Source organism: Shewanella marinintestina (genome assembly GCF_023283845.1).
In the GTDB taxonomy this organism is placed as follows: domain Bacteria; phylum Pseudomonadota; class Gammaproteobacteria; order Enterobacterales; family Shewanellaceae; genus Shewanella; species Shewanella marinintestina.
Genome location: NZ_JAKILC010000022.1, coordinates 52,586 through 71,556, shown reverse-complemented (window position 1 = coordinate 71,556; position 18,971 = coordinate 52,586). Strand labels below are relative to the sequence as shown.

The window sequence follows — 18,971 nt, the reverse complement described above, 5'->3', positions numbered from 1 at the left end:
GAATAAAGAGGCGCGCCTATATGGAAAGAATTAGAGAAGCTCAAGAACACTTAGTAAAAGAGTTTGAAATCTATAACAATGCATCGGCAAAGAAACTGCCACCCATTGATATTGATTGTCCTGAAAACCTCGAAACCATGCTCGAATTTGTTACCCGCCGAGAATCGTTAAAACAAGCTAAAAAACTCAGTTCGCCACCAGCAGCAAAGCTCAAATCAGCCATAGCAGACACCCTGTTACTATTAGATAATTTCGACATAAAACTCTCTAAAGAGAAAGGAGCTGCAGAGAAGTAACTTAAGTACGGTTACTTATATAAGCTATAAGCATAAGCGAGTGTTAATAGGTCAGATTAATAACCTTATTAACACTAACAGAATATTAACCTTCCTTTTTTAAGGAATGTCTATTCTAATTTGAGAACTTGCTTATAAAAAATCTGTTCCTATAATGCCTAAAACCGGAGCGCCCCAAAACGCTCCGGTTTTTTTGTGCCTGAAATAAGCTCAGGAATTAATTTAATGCCCGATAAATAATAATTTTATCGGCGGTTTTGCTGCGCGCAAAATCCATGTGAGGAATAAACCATGCGTATTGAACAAGATCTAAAGTTAGGCTTTAAAGATGTATTAATTAGACCTAAGCGTTCAACGTTAAAGAGTCGTTCTCAAGTCGATTTAAATCGCCAATTTACCTTTAAACACAGTGGTAAAACATGGACTGGTGTACCGATTATTGCCGCTAACATGGATTCTGTCGCAAGCTTTGAAATGGCTGAGAGCTTGGCAAAACACAATGTAATGACGGCCGTACATAAACACTACAGTGTTGAACAATGGAGTGAATTTGTATCGAGCCAAACAGCTGACGTACTGCAGCACGTTATGGTGTCTAGCGGTACCTCTGACACTGACTTTGTTAAGTTAAGCGAAATTTTAGCCCTTTCAGAAGACCTTAACTTTATCTGTATCGATATTGCTAATGGTTACTCTGAACACCTAGTTGATTACGTTCGCAAAGTGCGTCAAGCACACCCAATGAAGGTGATTAGCGCAGGTAACGTAGTTACAGGCGACATGGTTGAAGAACTAATTATTGCTGGTGCCGATATTGTAAAGGTCGGTATTGGTCCAGGCTCTGTATGTACTACCCGCGTAAAAACAGGCGTAGGCTACCCACAACTTTCAGCCATTATCGAATGTGCCGATGCAGCCCATGGTCTTGGCGGTCAAATCATCGGTGACGGCGGTTGTAGCTGTGCCGGTGACGTAGCTAAAGCCTTTGGCGGCGGTGCTGATTTTGTTATGCTTGGCGGCATGTTAGCTGGCCACGAAGAGAGCGGCGGAGAAGTCATTGAGCAAGACGGTAAAACCATGGTTAAGTTCTACGGTATGTCGTCACAGTCAGCAATGGATAAGCACTCAGGTGGCGTTGCTAAGTACCGTGCAGCAGAAGGTAAAACTGTACTACTGCCATTTAAAGGCAGCGTAGATAACACCATTAACGATATTATGGGTGGTGTTCGCTCTACTTGTACTTATGTTGGCGCTGCATCATTAAAGGAATTAACTAAGCGTACTACGTTTATTCGTGTTCAAGAACAAGAAAATAACGTTTACGGTAAAGAATAAATATTTAACGTTAATTAATTTATAACTCTATACGGTTTATAAACTAATAGATCCCACTTATATTATTCATTTAATAATATAAATAAAAACGGCTACCTCAGTAGCCGTTTTTTATAAATATAAAGAGTTTATATTTATTCCACTGTAACAGATTTAGCCAAGTTACGAGGCTGATCCACATCAGTGCCTTTAATTAGTGCAACATGGTAAGACAGTAGCTGTAATGGAATGGTGTAGATAAGCGGCGCCATAAACTCATCACAGTGCGGCACAGGAATAACCTTCATAGTGTCGTCAGACTCAAACTCGGCATCTTTATCTGCAAACACATACATCAAGCCTCCACGCGCACGCACTTCTTCAACGTTTGACTTTAGTTTTTCTAGTAATTCGTTGTTTGGTGCAACTACGATTACTGGCATATCTGCATCGATTAGTGCTAATGGACCGTGCTTCAATTCACCCGATGCATACGCTTCAGCGTGAATATAAGAAATCTCTTTAAGCTTAAGCGCACCTTCCATCGCGATAGGGTATTGATCACCACGACCTAAGAATAGTGCATGGTGCTTATCGGCAAAATCTTCAGCCAATGCAGCAATCGCATCATCTAAACCTAGTGCTTGCTCAACTTTCGCTGGCATTGAAAGTAGGCTCTGGCTGATTTCAGCCTGCATTTCATCTGACATACCATTATAACGACCAATAGCCGACGTCAGCATTAATAAACCTGCTAGCTGCACAGTAAAGGCTTTAGTTGATGCAACACCGATTTCTGCGCCCGCTTTCATCATGTAAGCCATATCTGATTCACGCACTAGTGATGAACCTGGCGCATTACAAATTGTCAGCGTAGCTTTGTAGCCCATCTCTTTCGCTAAACGCATAGCTGCTAACGTGTCAGCGGTTTCACCAGACTGTGAAATCGTTACTAACAAGCTATTTGGGAATAAGTGCGACTTGCGGTAACGGAACTCAGACGCGATTTCAACATTACACGATACACCAGCCCAATCTTCTAGCCAGTAACGCGCTGCCATACCTGCATGGTAGCTAGTACCACAAGCAATGATCTGCACGTGTTTGATATCTTTTAAGAATTCGGCAGCATTGTCGCCAAATGCAGTATCAAGCACCTTGCCACCAGCAATACGGCCTTCAAGCGTGCGAGCGATAGCTGTTGGCTGCTCGTAAATCTCTTTTAGCATATAGTGACGGTATTCACCTTTATCACCAGCGTCATGAGTGACTTCAGATTCTTTAACTTCACGCTCAACGGCATTGCCATCAATGTCAAAAATGTTGACTTCACGGCGAGTCACTTCTGCCACATCACCTTCTTCTAAGAAAGCGAATGAACGAGTGACTGGTAATAATGCAAGTTGATCAGAAGCAACGAAGTTTTCACCAAGACCAAAACCGATAACTAATGGGCTACCAGAGCGAGCGACAATCATGCGATCGCTGTCAGTGCGGTCGATAACTACAGTGCCGTATGCACCTTCAAGCTGCTTAACTGTTGCTTGAACTGCAGCAAGTAGCGTGTCATGAGTCTTTAACTCGTGGTGAACTAAGTGACAAATAACCTCAGTGTCAGTATCAGACTCAAACACATAGCCTAAGCCTTTAAGCATAGAGCGTAGCTTGTTATGGTTTTCGATAATACCGTTGTGAACAACTGCAATATCACCATTTGACTGATGAGGGTGAGCATTACGCTCGCTTGGCTCACCATGAGTAGCCCAGCGAGTGTGAGCGATACCTGTACCACCAGCTAGTGGAGCCGCTTCTAGCGCAGCAGATAACTCTTGTACTTTGCCAACGCGACGAGTGCGATTTAACTCACCACCATTAAGAACTGCGACACCAGCAGAGTCATAACCGCGGTATTCTAAACGTCTTAGTCCTTCAACAAGAATTTCAGCCACATCCCTTTGTGCTACTGCACCTACGATTCCACACATATTTAATACCTAGACTCTCGATACGAGAGATAAAATTGAAGTTAATATTTGAATTTAATTTGGATCAGCTCTTAAGAGTTATCCGGCATAAGGTGCGAGAATGACGCGCACCCCATGTTGAGTAATACTATCTAGTGCTTCGCTTGGTAATCTATCGTCGGTAACCAACACACTAACCTTGCTCCAAGGCAGCTCAAGGTTAGGGATACGACGGCCAAGCTTTTCTGATTCAAGCATAACGACCACTTCACGCGACACCTCTGCCATTACCTTGCTTAAGCCTGTAAGCTCATTAAAGGTAGTTGTACCGCGCTCAAGGTCGATACCATCAGCACCGATAAATAATTGATCGAAGTTATATGATCGCAGTACTTGCTCGGCTATTTGCCCTTGGAAAGACTCAGAGTGAGGATCCCAAGTACCGCCAGTCATTAATAGCGTTGGCTCGTTTTCAAGCTCGTGAATCGAATTAGCCAATGCCAATGAGTTGGTCATCACTAGCAAGCCACGTTTATTATTCAGCTCACCAATTAGACCTGATGTGGTACTGCCACTATCGATAATGATACGGTTGTGATCTTTAATCAGCTCAGCAGCGGCTTTAGCGATAGATAGCTTATTAGGCGCAACCTTGGCAGAAAACTGCTGAGTAACTTCATCTGGCACAGCTACAGCTCCACCATAACGACGCAGCAGCAGGCCGGTTTTTTCCAGCGTAGCGAGATCTTTGCGAATAGTGACTTCAGAAGTTTCAAAACGGAGAGATAACTCTTCAACACTCACTTCGCCTTGCTGATTAAGCAGGCTAATAATGCTGTGACGTCGCTGTTGAGTGTTTCGTTTGTTCATAAAACCTTTCGCTAAGTTTCGATTCGAAAGATACATTATAGTAAAACGAAACTTAATTACCAGTTTTGTTATGCGATAAATAGCAAAAAGCGGGAGTGCAGACACAAAAAAGCCCCAACCAAAGGTTGAGGCTTTTACGGTACAAGGTTAAGACTAAGAGCTAGAACTTAGCTTCTAACGCTAGGCTGAAGTGACGACCTTCACCTACAGTAACATCGGTGTTAGTACCACCAGCTAGATAATCAGTATCAAATAGGTTTTTCACGTTTACACGTACACTTACATCGCTACCCATTACGTCCATAGTGTATGCCGCGCCCATGTCAAAACGAACATAACCATCTTTACTAATGGTGTTGCTAGTATTGGCAAAACGCTCACCTACATAGATAGCACCAAAGTTTAATGCTAAATCATCAGTCATTTCGTAACGAGTCCAAACGTTTGCAGACCACTCAGGCGCATCGACAGGAGTCTTACCATTTAAGCTATCAGTTTCAGGACGTAGATATTCTGCATCTAGGTACATCATAGAACCCGTCATAAACCAGCTATCACTTACCTGACCTTGAGCACCCATTTCGAAACCTTTATGGCGTTGCTCACCAGACTGAGTAGTAATAGTTTGAGAAGAACCTTCAATTTCTTCAGTCACGGTTACGTTTGATACAGTGATATCAAATACAGCACCAGTTAATAGTAAGCTTCCATCAAATAACTCCCACTTAGTACCAATCTCATACTGCTCACCATATTCAGGATCTAGGTTCTTGCCGTTATTTAAATCATCTTCATCGTTAACAATACCTTGTGGTGTAAAACTCTTAGAGTAGTTAACATAGATACTGCCGTTATCTGCTGGTGAGTAAATCACACCAAACTTAGGTGATACTGCATAGCTGTTATTACCAGCACCATCTTTCTTCTGTTCGTCGTAACGCACACCAGCAAGCATTTGCCACTGATCATTAATAGTCATTAAGTCTTGAAGGTAGAAACCGTAGTGCTTGTATTCACTTTCATATAAAGTTTCATCACGGTTGTAATCAAGATCTGGCTTAGGCATTGGTTGCCCAGGCATAACAAGTTGATTTTTCGGTGCAGAATCTTTTAATTGACCATAGTAGTAATCAAGCATGTTGGCACCAATCAGTAATTGATGCTCAATTCCACCAGTATATAAACTACCAGTAAAATCAACATAGCCTGTTTTGTGCTGCCAATCATCATAACGGTCAAAAGCACTTACGTAGTAACCATCAGTAAATGGATCTTCTGAACCATTAATTAATGATGGAGAAGACTCTAAGCGTTGACGATTAAATTGTTGGTCGTTATATCCCGCTTTCACTTTCCAATCATCAGTTAGGTGATAAGTAAGCTCTGCACCCATATTAGAAATAGTGTTATCAGTAAACGCCCATGGCTGATCCCAAATGATATCGCGACCACCAATTAGTTCACCACTGCTGTCTAACCAGCCACCACGGTCAATACCGGTTTTGTCTTCAGTGTGGTCATATTTAAGTGACAACATTAAGTCATCGGTAATATCGAATTCTAGGTTTAAGTAGCCTAACCAGCGATCACGCTCTTGGTTAGTACCGTCTTGGTATTCGCGCCAATATGTAGTGTCTTGCTTAACTAGCACAGTGCGGTAGCGAATCGTTTCAGAGTCATTCAGGCTGCCACCAGCATCTAATTGGAAACGAGTAGAGCCGTGTTCATCGGTATCAAAACCAAATTCGAACATGTTTTCATAAGTAGGCTTCTTGGTCACCATGTTGATCAAGCCACCAGGGCCTGACTGACCGTAAAGCATGCTTGATGGGCCTTTTAATACTTCTACTTGCTGCAGAGTTTCAATTGGCTGTACGTAGTGAGACCATTGCTGCTGACCATTGATCAAGTAACCAGAACCAGATGAAAGCTCAAAACCACGAATGTTGAATACTTGACGGTTCCACTTTTCAGAACCACCAGTCACACTTGAGTCGTTTACAAGCACTTCAGAAAGGTTAGTCGCTAACTGCTCATCAGTTACGAAGTCTGGGATAACGGTTACAGACTGTGGCGTGTCCATAATATCGATGTCACCGCGCATAGCACCAGATGATGAACCTACTTTATAGTCGTTAAAGCTAAGACCTGTCACCACGATACGTTCAATATTGCTATCAACTGTAACCTGAGATTCTGTTGCAGCTTCTTCAGCTAAAACAGATGATGAAGCTAGTGCAGCAACAATTGCTAATCCTACGCGAGAAAACTTAAATGACGTCCCAACAGACATATCCAACCCCAACAATGAAACATGAATGTAATATTTGAGTCGCAATATAAATGAGAACTATTTTTATTTAAGCTTCTTTACAGTTCTTTACAATAGGCAGTGACGTACCTCTAATAAACACGAATAACGCAACATAAGCAAACACAAAGGTATCAATACGTATCAGGTTTTATGAGTTTTTTTTCAAGCAAATTTAACTAAAAGCTTAAGCCAGCGAACAAACAAAAAGGCGACCAATTGGTCGCCTTTTCTATATCTTTATTAGTTACTTTTTCAACTTAACAGGTCTTGCCCAACCAGTTAAATGACGTTGCTTAACACGAGTAATGACTAGCTCATCTGCAGCCACATCTTTGGTAATAGTTGAACCCGCGCCTAGTGTAGCGCCTTTACCAATAGTAACTGGCGCCACTAATTGTGTATCACTACCAACGAATACGTTATCTTCAATAATAGTTTGGAACTTATTGGCACCATCGTAGTTACAAGTAATAGTACCTGCACCAATATTAACACCACTGCCAATAGTCGCATCGCCAATATAGGCTAAGTGACCCGCTTTTGAGCCCTTACCTAATACGGCTTTCTTCATCTCAACAAAGTTACCAATATGCGCATCTTCCTGTAACTCTGCACCTGGGCGTAAACGCGCAAATGGACCAGCACTAGCCGAGACACCGACTTTAGCGCTTTCAATAATCGAATATGGCTTAATTACTGCGTTATCAGCGATGTCACAATCAATAAGTATCGCGCCCGCGCCAATAGTGACGTTATTACCGATTGTTACTGTACCTTCGATAATCACGTTTACGTCGATCATCACGTCCATACCTACAGTGACGTCACCGCGGATATCGATGCGTGCAGGATCGCGCAGGTTCGCACCTTCGAGCATCAGCTTTTCAGCCGCTCGCACTTGGTAAGCACGTTCTAGCTGCGCAAGCTGTACACGGTTGTTAGCCCCTTCAACTTCAATTGCCGACTCAGGCTGTGCAGTGGTAATAGCCACACCATCTCGATGTGCCATAGCAACGATATCAGTTAAGTAATACTCACCTTGTGCATTATCTGATGACAATTGACCTAACCAAGCTTTTAATTGCTTACCAGGTGCCGCCATAATGCCGGTATTAATCTCATTAATTGCAAGTTGCTCAGCATTGGCATCTTTTTGCTCAATAATACCAACAACGTTACCTTGCTCACGTACGATACGGCCGTAACCAGCCGGGTTAGGTAGGTTTACAGTTAAAATAGCTAAGCCGTTTGCTTCACGAGCTGCTAATAAAGACTCAAGCGTAGCCGCTTGGATTAATGGCACATCACCATAAAGGATCAATACAGTATCATCGTCAGCAATGTTGTCATTGGCTTGCGCTACCGCATGACCTGTACCTAACTGCTCTGCTTGTAGCACCCAATTAAGTTGCTGTTCACCCAATCTTGCTTGTAGCTGCTCAGCACCATAACCGTAAACTAACTGAATAGCGTCGCTACCGACTTGATGCGCAGTATCGATAACGTGCTGCACCATGCTTTTATGGGCGATAGGGTGAAGAACTTTAGGAAGATCTGAGCGCATGCGGGTTCCCTTGCCTGCGGCCAAAATCACTACATTTAGTGCCATTGGTTTATATCCTTGAGCTAATGCTTGAATTAGCGAATAGTTAAGCTAAAAATAAGGTCTTTAATAACTACCGATTTTAAGCGATACAGTGATTAAAAGCGACTCACTGCACTTTATTAGAAGGTAATGGTTTTATCGGCAACCAGCACCCACTGCGCAAGGTCATCCATAGTCGCGATTTCACAGCCTTCAATCATATTGAGTTCGGTAAGTCCACGAGCTGACATGCATGAGCCGCAGAACTTCACTTGGGTTTTCTGGGCAATAACAATCTCTAACATTTGTTGAATATTATAACCCTCGACAGGGTTTTGCTTAGGTAATACAGCTGTTATCGCATCAGATAACAAAAACAAACTAACCCTAACTGGTGAGTAATCTTGTTCATTGAGCTGTATGGCTAAACGAAGTGCATTAAACAGCTTTTCTGAACCATAAGGGGCGTCATTAACAATAATCAGTACATGTTGCATGGAAGAGTTCTCAAGACATAAATGAATGCCGGAGGGTAACACTCAAATTAGCCAAGGGTTCTTACTTAGATCACAATCTAGGTTCAAGCATAAAGGTACTAGGCCCTAGGACGCTGCGCTGCGAGGACGGGCTAAAGCCCTGCTAGGAAGAGGAAGAGCAAAAATCAGTACCATGTTTCGCTTACGTCTACGCCCTTCCCATCTTTTCCGTTAGCGTAGCGTTCCGTAAGTGACCCAGTCACGTTCCCTAGGCCGCAGGCCGTTCGTCTTTGCTTTCCCTAGCACCTAGGACCTTTCTTCGCTTTTCCTAGGACCTGCTTTTAGACACTCCATACCAACCGGAGATAAGTACATTCCATGTACAAAAAAGGCGCCCTAGGGCGCCTTTTTTCATCAAACAATAACCTTATCTGGCAATGTTCTTCTTGATGGTCTCGACAACGCGTAGCTGAGCAACTGCTTGAGCTAGCTCAACCGCTGCTGCTGCATAGTTGAAGTCAGCACCAGCACCCGCCATTGAGGCTTCGGCACGGCTCTTAGCTTCTGCAGCTGCTTGCTCGTCAATCTCATCGGCACGCATAACGACGTCAGCCAATACTGAAATTGAAGAAGGTTGTACTTCCAGGATACCACCCGAAAGGTAAAACACTTCTTCGCTTCCATCTTGCTTGACGATGCGCGCCATGCCAGGCTTGATACTTGTAAGCAGAGCCGCGTGACCAGGCATAATACCTAACTCACCCTCTGTTCCTGATACTTGTAGCTGAGCTACGCGACCAGAAAAGATATGATTCTCTGCACTTACCATATCAAGCTGTACTGTCATGGCTGCCATCCGTTCTCCTTAAACTAAATCAAAGACTTAGTTATTTTTTGTTAGCTTTCTCAACGGCTTCGTCGATTGAACCAACCATGTAGAACGCTTGCTCTGGAAGGTGATCGAACTCACCATCTAGGATGCCCTTGAAGCCACGAATTGTGTCTTTAAGAGAAACGTACTTACCTGGAGAACCGGTGAATACTTCAGCTACGAAGAATGGCTGTGAAAGATATTTTTCAATCTTACGAGCACGGAATACAGTTGTCTTATCTTCATCAGATAATTCATCCATACCTAGGATCGCAATGATATCTTTCAGCTCTTTGTAGCGCTGAAGTACGGTTTGAACACCGTTAGCAACATCGTAATGCTCTTGGCCAACAACCTGTGGATCTAGCTGACGTGAAGTCGAATCCAATGGGTCAACCGCTGGGTAAATACCTAGCGAAGCAATGTTACGAGACAATACAACAGTCGCATCTAAGTGAGCGAAGGTTGTAGCTGGTGATGGATCCGTTAAGTCATCCGCAGGTACGTATACGGCTTGAACAGAGGTAATAGACCCTGTCTTAGTCGATGTAATACGCTCCTGAAGAACACCCATCTCTTCAGCCAATGTTGGCTGGTAACCTACTGCTGATGGCATACGGCCTAGCAGTGCAGATACTTCAGTACCCGCCAAGGTGTAACGATAGATGTTATCTACGAAGAAAAGAACGTCTTTACCTTCGTCACGGAACTTCTCAGCCATAGTTAGACCAGTCAGTGCCACACGTAGACGGTTTCCTGGAGGCTCGTTCATCTGACCATATACCATGGCCACTTTATCTAGAACGCCAGAATCTTCCATCTCGTAGTAGAAGTCGTTACCCTCACGAGTACGCTCACCTACACCAGCGAAAACTGATAAACCTGAGTGTGCTTTAGCGATGTTGTTAATAAGTTCCATCATGTTAACGGTCTTACCAACACCAGCACCACCAAACAGACCAACTTTACCACCCTTAGCGAATGGACATACAAGGTCGATAACCTTGATACCAGTCTCTAAAAGTTCAGTTGTGTTTGACTGATCTTCGTATGAAGGAGCTTCACGGTGGATCACATAGCGATCTTCTTCACCGATAGGGCCCGCTTCATCAACAGGCTCACCCAATACGTTCATAATACGGCCTAGGGTCGCAGACCCAACCGGAACAGTAATTGGTGAACCAGAGTTTACAACCTCTAGGCCACGACGCAGACCATCTGAAGAACCCATAGCGATGGTACGAACTACACCACCACCAAGTTGCTGCTGAACTTCCAGCACCAAGCCTTCACTTTTGATCTCTAGAGCGTCATATACCTGAGGTACGGCATCATGTGGAAACTCTACGTCCACAACCGCGCCAATTACTTGGACAACAGTACCTGTGCTCATGATTAATCCTCTAAAACTTGTATTCGTTACCTAGCCTAAACGGCGGCAGCACCTGAAACAATTTCCGAAAGTTCTTGCGTAATCGCAGCCTGACGGGCTTTGTTATAGACCAACTGCAAGTCACCGATAAGTTCACCAGCGTTGTCTGTCGCAGCTTTCATAGCAACCATACGGGCTGCTTGCTCAGATGCGATGTTTTCAACAACACCTTGATAAACTTGAGATTCCACAAAGCGAACCAACAAAGTATCTAACAATAACTTTGGATCTGGCTCGTAGATGTAATCCCACTGATGAGTAAACTCATCTTCTTCTGACTTAGGCAAAGGTAGCAGCTGCTCGATCACCGGGGTTTGAGTCATAGTATTTACAAACTTGTTGAATACTACGTACAAACGGTCCAGCTTGCCTTCGTTGTATGCTTCTAGCATCACACGTACTGTTCCGATCAAGTCGGCTAGCTTTGGAGCATCGCCTAAACCTGAAGCAGAAGCAGATACTTGTCCGCCAAAGCTATTGAAGAACTGGGCACTACGTGCACCAATTGTACAGAATTCAACTTCTGCACCAGCATCACGCTGTTTCTTCACGTCTGCGACAACCTTCTTGAAAAGGTTGACGTTCAGACCACCACAAAGACCACGGTCGGTTGACACAACAATGTAACCAACACGCTTAGCTTCTCGCACTTCCAAATATGGATGCTTATATTCGAGAGAACCTTGCGCCACGTGACCGATCACCTTACGCATATTTTCTGCATACGGACGACTAGCTGACATGCGATCTTGTGCTTTACGCATTTTGCTCGCAGCAACCATTTCCATTGCAGACGTGATCTTCTGAGTGTTTTGAACACTCGCGATCTTGGTTTTAATCTCTTTAGCGTTGGCCATCTTTACTCTCCAATTCTGGACCTGAGGTGCCAGAGGCACCTCTAAAATTTACCAGGTTTGGGTTTCTACGAACTTGTCCAAGCTAGCCTTCAACTCACCTTCGATGTCAGCGTTATAATCGCCAGTATCGTTGATGGTCTTCATTAGGTCAGCATGTTCACTGTTCATGAAAGAGAGCAGAGACGCTTCGAAGTTACCAACTTTGCTTAGCTCAACGCTCTTCAAGTAACCTTTTTCAGCTGCGAAAATAGACACAGACTGATCAGCGATACTCATTGGAGCATATTGCTTTTGCTTCATTAGTTCGGTAACACGCTCACCATGCTCAAGCTGAGCACGAGTTGCATCATCTAAGTCAGATGCAAACTGTGAGAACGCTGCAAGCTCTCGATACTGTGCAAGTGCGGTACGGATACCACCAGACAGTTTCTTGATGATCTTAGTCTGCGCAGCACCACCAACACGAGAAACAGAGATACCTGGGTTAACAGCTGGACGTAAGCCAGAGTTAAATAGATCTGTTTCAAGGAAGATCTGACCATCGGTAATCGAAATTACGTTAGTCGGTACGAATGCAGAAACGTCACCAGCTTGAGTTTCAATAATTGGTAGAGCAGTCAAAGAACCAGTTTGGCCTTTAACTTCACCTTTAGTGAACTTCTCAACATACTCGGCGTTAACACGTGAAGCACGTTCCAACAGACGAGAGTGAAGATAGAATACATCACCTGGGTATGCTTCACGTCCTGGTGGACGCTTAAGAAGCAATGAGATTTGACGGTAAGCAACTGCTTGCTTAGACAAATCATCATATACGATTAGTGAGTCTTCACCGCGGTCGCGGAAGTATTCACCCATTGTACAACCAGAGTATGGAGCCAAGTATTGCAGTGCAGCAGCTTCAGAAGCTGTAGCAACAACAACAATGGTGTTCGCCAAAGCGCCGTGCTCTTCTAGCTTACGTACAACGTTAGCGATGGTAGAAGCCTTTTGGCCTACCGCTACGTATACACACTTAATGCCAGAATCTTTTTGGTTGATAATCGCGTCAATCGCTAGAGCGGTTTTACCGATCTGGCGGTCACCAATGATCAATTCACGTTGTCCACGACCGATTGGGATCATAGAGTCAACAGCTTTATAACCAGTTTGCACTGGCTGATCGACTGATTTACGCTCAATTACACCAGGTGCAATTACTTCAACAGGAGAGAAACCATCGCTATCGATAGGTCCTTTACCGTCAATTGGTTCACCTAGCGTGTTGACTACGCGGCCTAATAGACCACGGCCAACAGGTACTTCCAAAATACGGCCTGTTGTTTTAACTTTGTCGCCTTCTGCCAAAGTGGCATAAGGGCCCATTACTACGGCACCGACAGAATCACGTTCTAAGTTCAACGCGATTGCAAAACGGTTGCCAGGCAGCTCGATCATTTCACCCTGCATCACGTCGGCTAGGCCGTGGATGCGGATGATGCCGTCACTTACTGCAACGATAGTACCTTCGTTGCGAGCTTCACTAACGACTTCGAACTGCTCGATCCGCTGTTTAATCAGATCGCTGATTTCAGTGGAATTCAGTTGCATGCTCAAACTCCCAATTACGACTGCAGCGTATCAGACAGACGCGAAATTTTTCCGCGGACCGAGCCATCAATGACTAAGTCTCCTGCCGTGATAATTACACCAGCAATAAGGCTGGTATCTATGCTGCAATTCAGCTTAACTTTGCGTGCTAGACGTTTCTCTAGAGAAGCGCTCAGCTCTTGTAGTTGCTCTGAGTTTAGCTCAGTCGCTGAAACGATTTGCGCTTCAACTTCTTTCGCGTACTCACGTTGCATCTCAACAAATTGTTGAGCAACAGCAGGTAGCGCAACTAAACGACCGTTTTCAGCCATTACCTTTAACAGGTTCTGAGCTTGCTCGTTGATTTGCTCGCCACAAACTCCAATAAAGAGTTCTGCAAGCTTATTGCTGGCCATAGCGCCAGACAGTAATGGCTGCATAGCTTCGTTTTCACTAACTAATGCGGCAAAGTTAAGCATTTCTGCCCAACTTTCTACTGCTTTCTGTTCAAGAGCGAACTCAAAAGCTGCCTTTGCGTAAGGACGAGCGATGGTGGTTATTTCAGCCATAACTCAAGCTCCTTATTTAAAGTTCAGCAACAAGTTTATTAACTATGTCACTGTGTGCGGCTTCATCAATCGAACGTTCAAGAATCTTCTCTGCGCCAGCAATAGCTAATACAGCTACTTGCTTACGTAGATCTTCTTTCACGCGATTACGTTCGTTTTCAATTTCAGCATGTCCCTGAGCGATGATTTTCGCACGCTCGGTATCAGCTTCAATTTTTGCTTCATCAACGATTTGAGCTTTGCGTTTATTTGCTTGCTCAATAATTTCGTTTGCTGTTGCTTTAGCGTCTTTCAGCTGCTCTGTGGCTTTCACCTGAGCTAGCTCTAAATCTTTTGCAGCACGTCCTGCATCAGCTAGCCCATCAGCAATTTTCTTCTGGCGTTCTTCGATAGCGTTCATCAATGGCGGCCATACAAACTTCATGCAAAACCACACAAAGAGAAGAAAAGAAATCGCTTGGCCTAGCAGGGTAGCGTTAATACTCATAACGACAACTCCTTCTAAGGGGGACGATTAGCCTGCCAATTGACCTAAGAACGGGTTAGCGAATACGAAGAATAATGCAACACCAACTGCAATCATAGAGATCGCATCAAGTAGACCAGCTACGATGAACATTTTAGTTTGAAGTGCAGGAGCAAGCTCTGGTTGACGAGCAGAAGCTTCTAGGAATTTACCACCTAGAATAGCAAAGCCAATACCAGTACCTAGCGCTGCTAAGCCGATCATAATTGCAACAGCGATTGCTGTAAAGCTAATTACAGTTTCCATTTTATCTCCGATAAGTATCTAATTTTAATAAATTAATGGTCTTCATGTGCCATGCTTAGATATACAATCGTAAGCATCATGAAGATAAACGCCTGTAGCACAATCACCAAAATATGGAAAATGGCCCAAGGCACTGATAATGCAAACTGAGCCCACCAAGGCATCAGTGCTATCAGAATAAAGATCAACTCACCTGCATACAGGTTACCAAACAGACGAAGCGATAATGAAATCGGCTTCGCAACCAAGGTTACTGTTTCCAAAACAAAGTTGATTGGAATTAGTGCCCAATGATTGAAAGGCTGCATAGTCAGTTCTTTAGTGAACCCACCAACACCTTTAACCTTGATACTGTAGAAAACAATTAACGCGAATACACTTAGAGCTAAGCCCAAAGTAACGTTCAAGTCAGTTGTAGGTACAATCTTTAGGTAAGGTACGCCTAATAATCTGTTTGCGGCCTCAGGTACAAAGTCAACAGGGATCAAGTCCATTAAGTTCATCAGGAAAACCCAGACGAAAATAGTAAGACCTAATGGTGCGATAACTGCATTTTTCCCATGGAATGAGTCTTTTACAATTTTATCTACACCTTCCACGCACATTTCAACGAAACATTGAAGCTTGCCTGGAACGCCAATTGTTGCCTTCTGTCCTACTTTGTAGAATAACCACAAAAATAGAACCCCTAGACCAACTGAAAACAAAAGTGAGTCAATGTGCCAAGTCCAAAATCCAGCATCTTGACATGCATAGTTAAAAGCAATCCCGCCATCAGCGGAACACATTTTCGCATTAGTCAGGTGATGCTGGATATAGTCGGAAGCCGTTATGGTTAACGTGTCATCCCCAGTTGTCGCCATGATTAATCTCACTTAATTTTGTTTGAAGTATAAAGGGGCTGTCCAAGGTACGATTAACACAAGCAAATAACTGGTGAATAACGGCATAAATGACGATTTCATCAAACCAAATGCAAGCGAAAATAACACAATGGTTAACAGCAACTTTACCGCTTCCCCCAGGAAAAAAGACCGTACGACTTTTCCTGATGCTTGTGCTCCCGCATGGGAAAAAGCTAGGGTTGCGAACACAAAATTAGGGAGTACAGCAATAGCACCACCTGCCAAAGCAGATAAGCCATACGGTCCCCCCCACATAGCGAAAAAGAAAACTGAAACACATCCAGTCATCGCTGCCTGTAGCAACACTAATTTATAGGCTGTCCACCGGCCACGACGTGCTAAAACCTTGCTCAATTTAACTTCTCCGCATTATAACTTCTTGTTTCGATGACCGGATTACAAATATCCGTAAAAACTCGAGGTACAAAAAGCTTGCGAAAGTATACCGTTTCAGGCTTTCAAAGCAAGTTTAAGTGTTAGAAAAAGGAGACTTTTAGCGTGATCTACGCCAAAAGTCTAAAAAGGTAAGATTAACGAATGTCACAAAATTACATAATATAGTGTTAACTTTGTTTATTTAGCGAATTTTGCTGATAATACCCTCTAATTCAGCCAGATCTTGGTAGTTTATTACCATTTTACCTTTACCCTTCTTGTTATGGGTTAACGTAACCTTGGCACCAAGTCTTTCAATTAGTTGGGTCTCTAAACGCACTACATCATGATCTTTAGCTGGTTTTTCGACGATTTCAGTTTCGTTTAAGGTTTTGTTGACTAATCGTTCTGTTTCGCGAACTGTTAATTCTTTAGAAACAACCAATCGAGCTAGATTTGTCTGCTCATCACCGCTAATTGCTAGTAGTGCGCGACCGTGTCCCATGTCGATATCACCATATTCAAGCATACGCTTAACAGGCTCATTTAATCCATTGAGTCGTAGTAAATTTGAGACAGTTGCACGAGATTTACCAACAGCATCAGCAATTTGCTGATGAGTTAACTCAAACTCTTCAATAAGACGGTTCAATGCAATCGCTTCTTCCATTGCATTTAAGTCTTCACGCTGAATATTTTCGATTAGCGCGATAGCAACAGCGGCTTCATCAGGCACTTGCTTAACAATACAAGGAATCGATGATAACCCAGCCAGTTGCGATGCACGCCAACGACGCTCACCAGCAATAATTTCATAGCTTTCAGGAGAGACTTTACGCACAACGATTGGCTGTATAACACCTTGGGCACGAATTGACTCAGCCAGCTCTTCCAGCGCTTCAGACGACATATCTTTACGCGGTTGATATTTACCAGGCTGCAGTCTATCTATATCTAAAGTAATTAGATCATCATTCTTGATATCTTGTTCTTCATTGGCAGCAATAGGATCTGCGCGCTTACTTGCAGCTTGGCTGGTACTTAACAGTGCATCAAGCCCTTTACCCAAGCCTCTTTTTTTCAATGTCATTTCTAATCCTTAAACTTGCTCAGCCTGAGTGAGCTGCTCTGCACGACGAATAATTTCGCCTGCGAGTGCTAGATAGGCTTTGGCCCCTGCGCTCGATTTATCATAATACATTGCTGGAGCTCCAAAACTTGGCGCTTCAGCTAAACGAACATTCCTTGGGATCACGGTGCGGTAAACTTTTTCACCAAAATGCTGTTTCAATTGATCAGAAACATCATTAGAAAGTCGGTTACGAGGATCATACATGGTACGTAAGATTCCTTCGATATGTAGACCAGGGTTAACCATAGCACCTAGTTTGCTAATGGTATCCATCAATGCTGTTAAACCTTCCAATGCGTAATATTCGCATTGCATAGGCACTAATACCGAGTCAGCAGCCGACATTGCATTTACGGTAAGCATGTTTAATGATGGTGGACAATCGATGAAAATAAAATCGTAGTCATCTTTAATTGGGGCGAGGGCATTGCGCAGTCGGATCTCGCGAGCAAAAAACTCCATTAACTTGATTTCAGCTGCCGTCACATCACCGTTACCGGCAATCAGATCGTATTTGCCGTTCGTATCTCGGCAGACAACATCTTCAAATGGCTTTTCTTCAACTAACAACTCATAAGCTGTGTTTTCGACAGTATATTTATCAATACCACTACCCATAGTTGCATTGCCTTGTGGATCAAGATCGATCAACAAAACACGGCGTTTAGTTGCAGCCAAGGAAGCAGCTAAATTTACACAAGTTGTTGTTTTTCCGACGCCACCTTTCTGGTTGGCCACGGCAATTACTTTACCCACAATATCACCCTGTAAGTCACTTTTATTATATTTCTAAACAAGCCTTCGCTTAGAAAATTAGCGCACAAATCTAACGGTTATTAGTAATAAGTTGCTTTAAGCACCGAAAGATTGCAACTTCCTAAGCGCTTTAATCACAATAGCTTACTCTATCTAGCCACGATTAATAGCGGCGAAGACAAACAAGCTTACAACCCAAAATTAGATAGGGCTGCATTTTAATGACTTAGTCTTGCTTTATAACGCGCAATAAATGGCGCTGCTCATCAAGCTTTGGCACGTTAAGTTCAATAGTGTCAGTTACCACAAAGCCTGCAGGTAACTGTGACATCTCATCTTCGCTCAATTGCCCCTTTAGTGCATAGAAGCAACCATCGTTTTTTGGTAAGTGATGGCACCAATGCAACATATCTTGAATTGACGCAAACGCACGGCTCAACACACCGTCAAACAACTCTTCTGGTTGGTAAGCCTCTACACGGCTTTCTACTGAAGAAATATTGTTGATCCCCAACTCAAACTGTACCTGCTTTTGAAAACGAATACGCTTACCTAAGCTATCTAGCAATACAAATTCCTTATCAGGATTTAAGATCGCTAACGGGATCCCCGGTAAACCAGGGCCTGTACCAACGTCGATAAAGCGCGATCCTTTTAGGTGCGGTGATACCACTAAGCTATCCATAATATGACGGATCAACATTTGCTCTGGATCGCGCACTGACGTTAAGTTAAACGCTTTATTCCATTTATTGAGCATGCCAACAAAATCTACCAGCTGCTGTTTTTGCTGCTCTGTAGCAGTTAAGCCGACTTCGGCTAAATAATCATTTAATTGGGCAGATAACACAGTGTATCCTCAAAATAAAGCGAATCAGAAATCAATAGGTATTATGAAGTGCTGAAAAGATGAA

General features: G+C 43.4%; 19 protein-coding genes. 2 read left to right on the top strand and 17 right to left on the bottom strand.

Annotated elements, in window-relative coordinates:
* Positions 1 to 20 precede the first annotated feature (20 nt).
* Complete coding sequence (locus L2747_RS19210; protein ID WP_249000602.1) at positions 21 to 296, top strand: hypothetical protein; 276 nt, start codon at positions 21 to 23, stop codon at positions 294 to 296.
* Between the two features lie 291 nt (positions 297 to 587).
* On the top strand, positions 588 to 1,631 hold the full coding sequence (locus tag L2747_RS19205) for a GMP reductase (RefSeq protein ID WP_249000601.1): 1,044 nt from the start codon (positions 588 to 590) through the stop codon (positions 1,629 to 1,631).
* Between the two features lie 134 nt (positions 1,632 to 1,765).
* Here L2747_RS19205 and glmS read toward each other — a convergent pair whose 3' ends face one another.
* The 17 genes from glmS to rsmG all read right to left on the bottom strand — a co-directional run bounded on the left by glmS (position 1,766) and on the right by rsmG (position 18,907).
* Positions 1,766 to 3,595, bottom strand: a complete 1,830-nt coding sequence (gene glmS, locus L2747_RS19200; RefSeq protein WP_249000600.1) for a glutamine--fructose-6-phosphate transaminase (isomerizing) — start codon at positions 3,593 to 3,595, stop codon at positions 1,766 to 1,768.
* Positions 3,596 to 3,673: 78 nt separating this feature from the next.
* Positions 3,674 to 4,444, bottom strand: a complete 771-nt coding sequence (locus L2747_RS19195; RefSeq protein ID WP_220782127.1) for a DeoR/GlpR family DNA-binding transcription regulator — start codon at positions 4,442 to 4,444, stop codon at positions 3,674 to 3,676.
* Positions 4,445 to 4,604: 160 nt separating this feature from the next.
* Positions 4,605 to 6,737: a TonB-dependent siderophore receptor gene (locus L2747_RS19190; RefSeq protein WP_249000599.1), complete on the bottom strand. Its 2,133-nt coding sequence runs from the start codon at positions 6,735 to 6,737 to the stop codon at positions 4,605 to 4,607.
* A 265-nt stretch (positions 6,738 to 7,002) separates the two neighbouring features.
* Complete coding sequence (gene glmU / locus L2747_RS19185; protein ID WP_249000598.1) at positions 7,003 to 8,367, bottom strand: bifunctional UDP-N-acetylglucosamine diphosphorylase/glucosamine-1-phosphate N-acetyltransferase GlmU; 1,365 nt, start codon at positions 8,365 to 8,367, stop codon at positions 7,003 to 7,005.
* A 116-nt stretch (positions 8,368 to 8,483) separates the two neighbouring features.
* Positions 8,484 to 8,840, bottom strand: a complete 357-nt coding sequence (locus L2747_RS19180; RefSeq protein ID WP_249000597.1) for a DsrE/DsrF/TusD sulfur relay family protein — start codon at positions 8,838 to 8,840, stop codon at positions 8,484 to 8,486.
* A gap of 406 nt (positions 8,841 to 9,246) precedes the next feature.
* Positions 9,247 to 9,675 carry a F0F1 ATP synthase subunit epsilon gene (locus L2747_RS19175; protein ID WP_220764215.1) on the bottom strand — a complete coding sequence of 143 codons (429 nt, stop codon included), beginning with the start codon at positions 9,673 to 9,675 and terminating at the stop codon, positions 9,247 to 9,249.
* Positions 9,676 to 9,706: 31 nt separating this feature from the next.
* Positions 9,707 to 11,083 (bottom strand): F0F1 ATP synthase subunit beta, encoded by a 1,377-nt coding sequence (gene atpD / locus L2747_RS19170; protein WP_220782131.1) that lies wholly within the window; start codon positions 11,081 to 11,083, stop codon positions 9,707 to 9,709.
* Between the two features lie 35 nt (positions 11,084 to 11,118).
* The gene (atpG, locus tag L2747_RS19165; protein WP_220764214.1) at positions 11,119 to 11,979 is read right to left on the bottom strand and encodes a F0F1 ATP synthase subunit gamma; all 861 of its coding nucleotides are present in this window, start codon (positions 11,977 to 11,979) and stop codon (positions 11,119 to 11,121) included.
* Between the two features lie 48 nt (positions 11,980 to 12,027).
* On the bottom strand, positions 12,028 to 13,569 hold the full coding sequence (gene atpA, locus L2747_RS19160) for a F0F1 ATP synthase subunit alpha (protein ID WP_220782133.1): 1,542 nt from the start codon (positions 13,567 to 13,569) through the stop codon (positions 12,028 to 12,030).
* A gap of 14 nt (positions 13,570 to 13,583) precedes the next feature.
* Complete coding sequence (atpH, locus tag L2747_RS19155; protein ID WP_220782134.1) at positions 13,584 to 14,117, bottom strand: F0F1 ATP synthase subunit delta; 534 nt, start codon at positions 14,115 to 14,117, stop codon at positions 13,584 to 13,586.
* A 16-nt stretch (positions 14,118 to 14,133) separates the two neighbouring features.
* Entirely contained in the window at positions 14,134 to 14,604 is a 471-nt protein-coding gene (gene atpF / locus L2747_RS19150) for a F0F1 ATP synthase subunit B (RefSeq protein WP_220764201.1), read from the bottom strand.
* 27 nt (positions 14,605 to 14,631) lie between these two features.
* On the bottom strand, positions 14,632 to 14,889 hold the full coding sequence (atpE, locus tag L2747_RS19145) for a F0F1 ATP synthase subunit C (RefSeq protein WP_012157432.1): 258 nt from the start codon (positions 14,887 to 14,889) through the stop codon (positions 14,632 to 14,634).
* A gap of 32 nt (positions 14,890 to 14,921) precedes the next feature.
* Positions 14,922 to 15,752, bottom strand: a complete 831-nt coding sequence (atpB, locus tag L2747_RS19140; RefSeq protein WP_220764198.1) for a F0F1 ATP synthase subunit A — start codon at positions 15,750 to 15,752, stop codon at positions 14,922 to 14,924.
* 12 nt (positions 15,753 to 15,764) lie between these two features.
* Positions 15,765 to 16,148 (bottom strand): ATP synthase subunit I, encoded by a 384-nt coding sequence (locus L2747_RS19135; protein WP_249000596.1) that lies wholly within the window; start codon positions 16,146 to 16,148, stop codon positions 15,765 to 15,767.
* A gap of 223 nt (positions 16,149 to 16,371) precedes the next feature.
* Positions 16,372 to 17,259, bottom strand: a complete 888-nt coding sequence (locus L2747_RS19130; protein WP_249000595.1) for a ParB/RepB/Spo0J family partition protein — start codon at positions 17,257 to 17,259, stop codon at positions 16,372 to 16,374.
* A gap of 9 nt (positions 17,260 to 17,268) precedes the next feature.
* Positions 17,269 to 18,057: a ParA family protein gene (locus L2747_RS19125; protein WP_249000594.1), complete on the bottom strand. Its 789-nt coding sequence runs from the start codon at positions 18,055 to 18,057 to the stop codon at positions 17,269 to 17,271.
* Positions 18,058 to 18,283: 226 nt separating this feature from the next.
* On the bottom strand, positions 18,284 to 18,907 hold the full coding sequence (rsmG, locus tag L2747_RS19120; protein WP_249000593.1) for a 16S rRNA (guanine(527)-N(7))-methyltransferase RsmG: 624 nt from the start codon (positions 18,905 to 18,907) through the stop codon (positions 18,284 to 18,286).
* Positions 18,908 to 18,971: the final 64 nt, after the last annotated feature.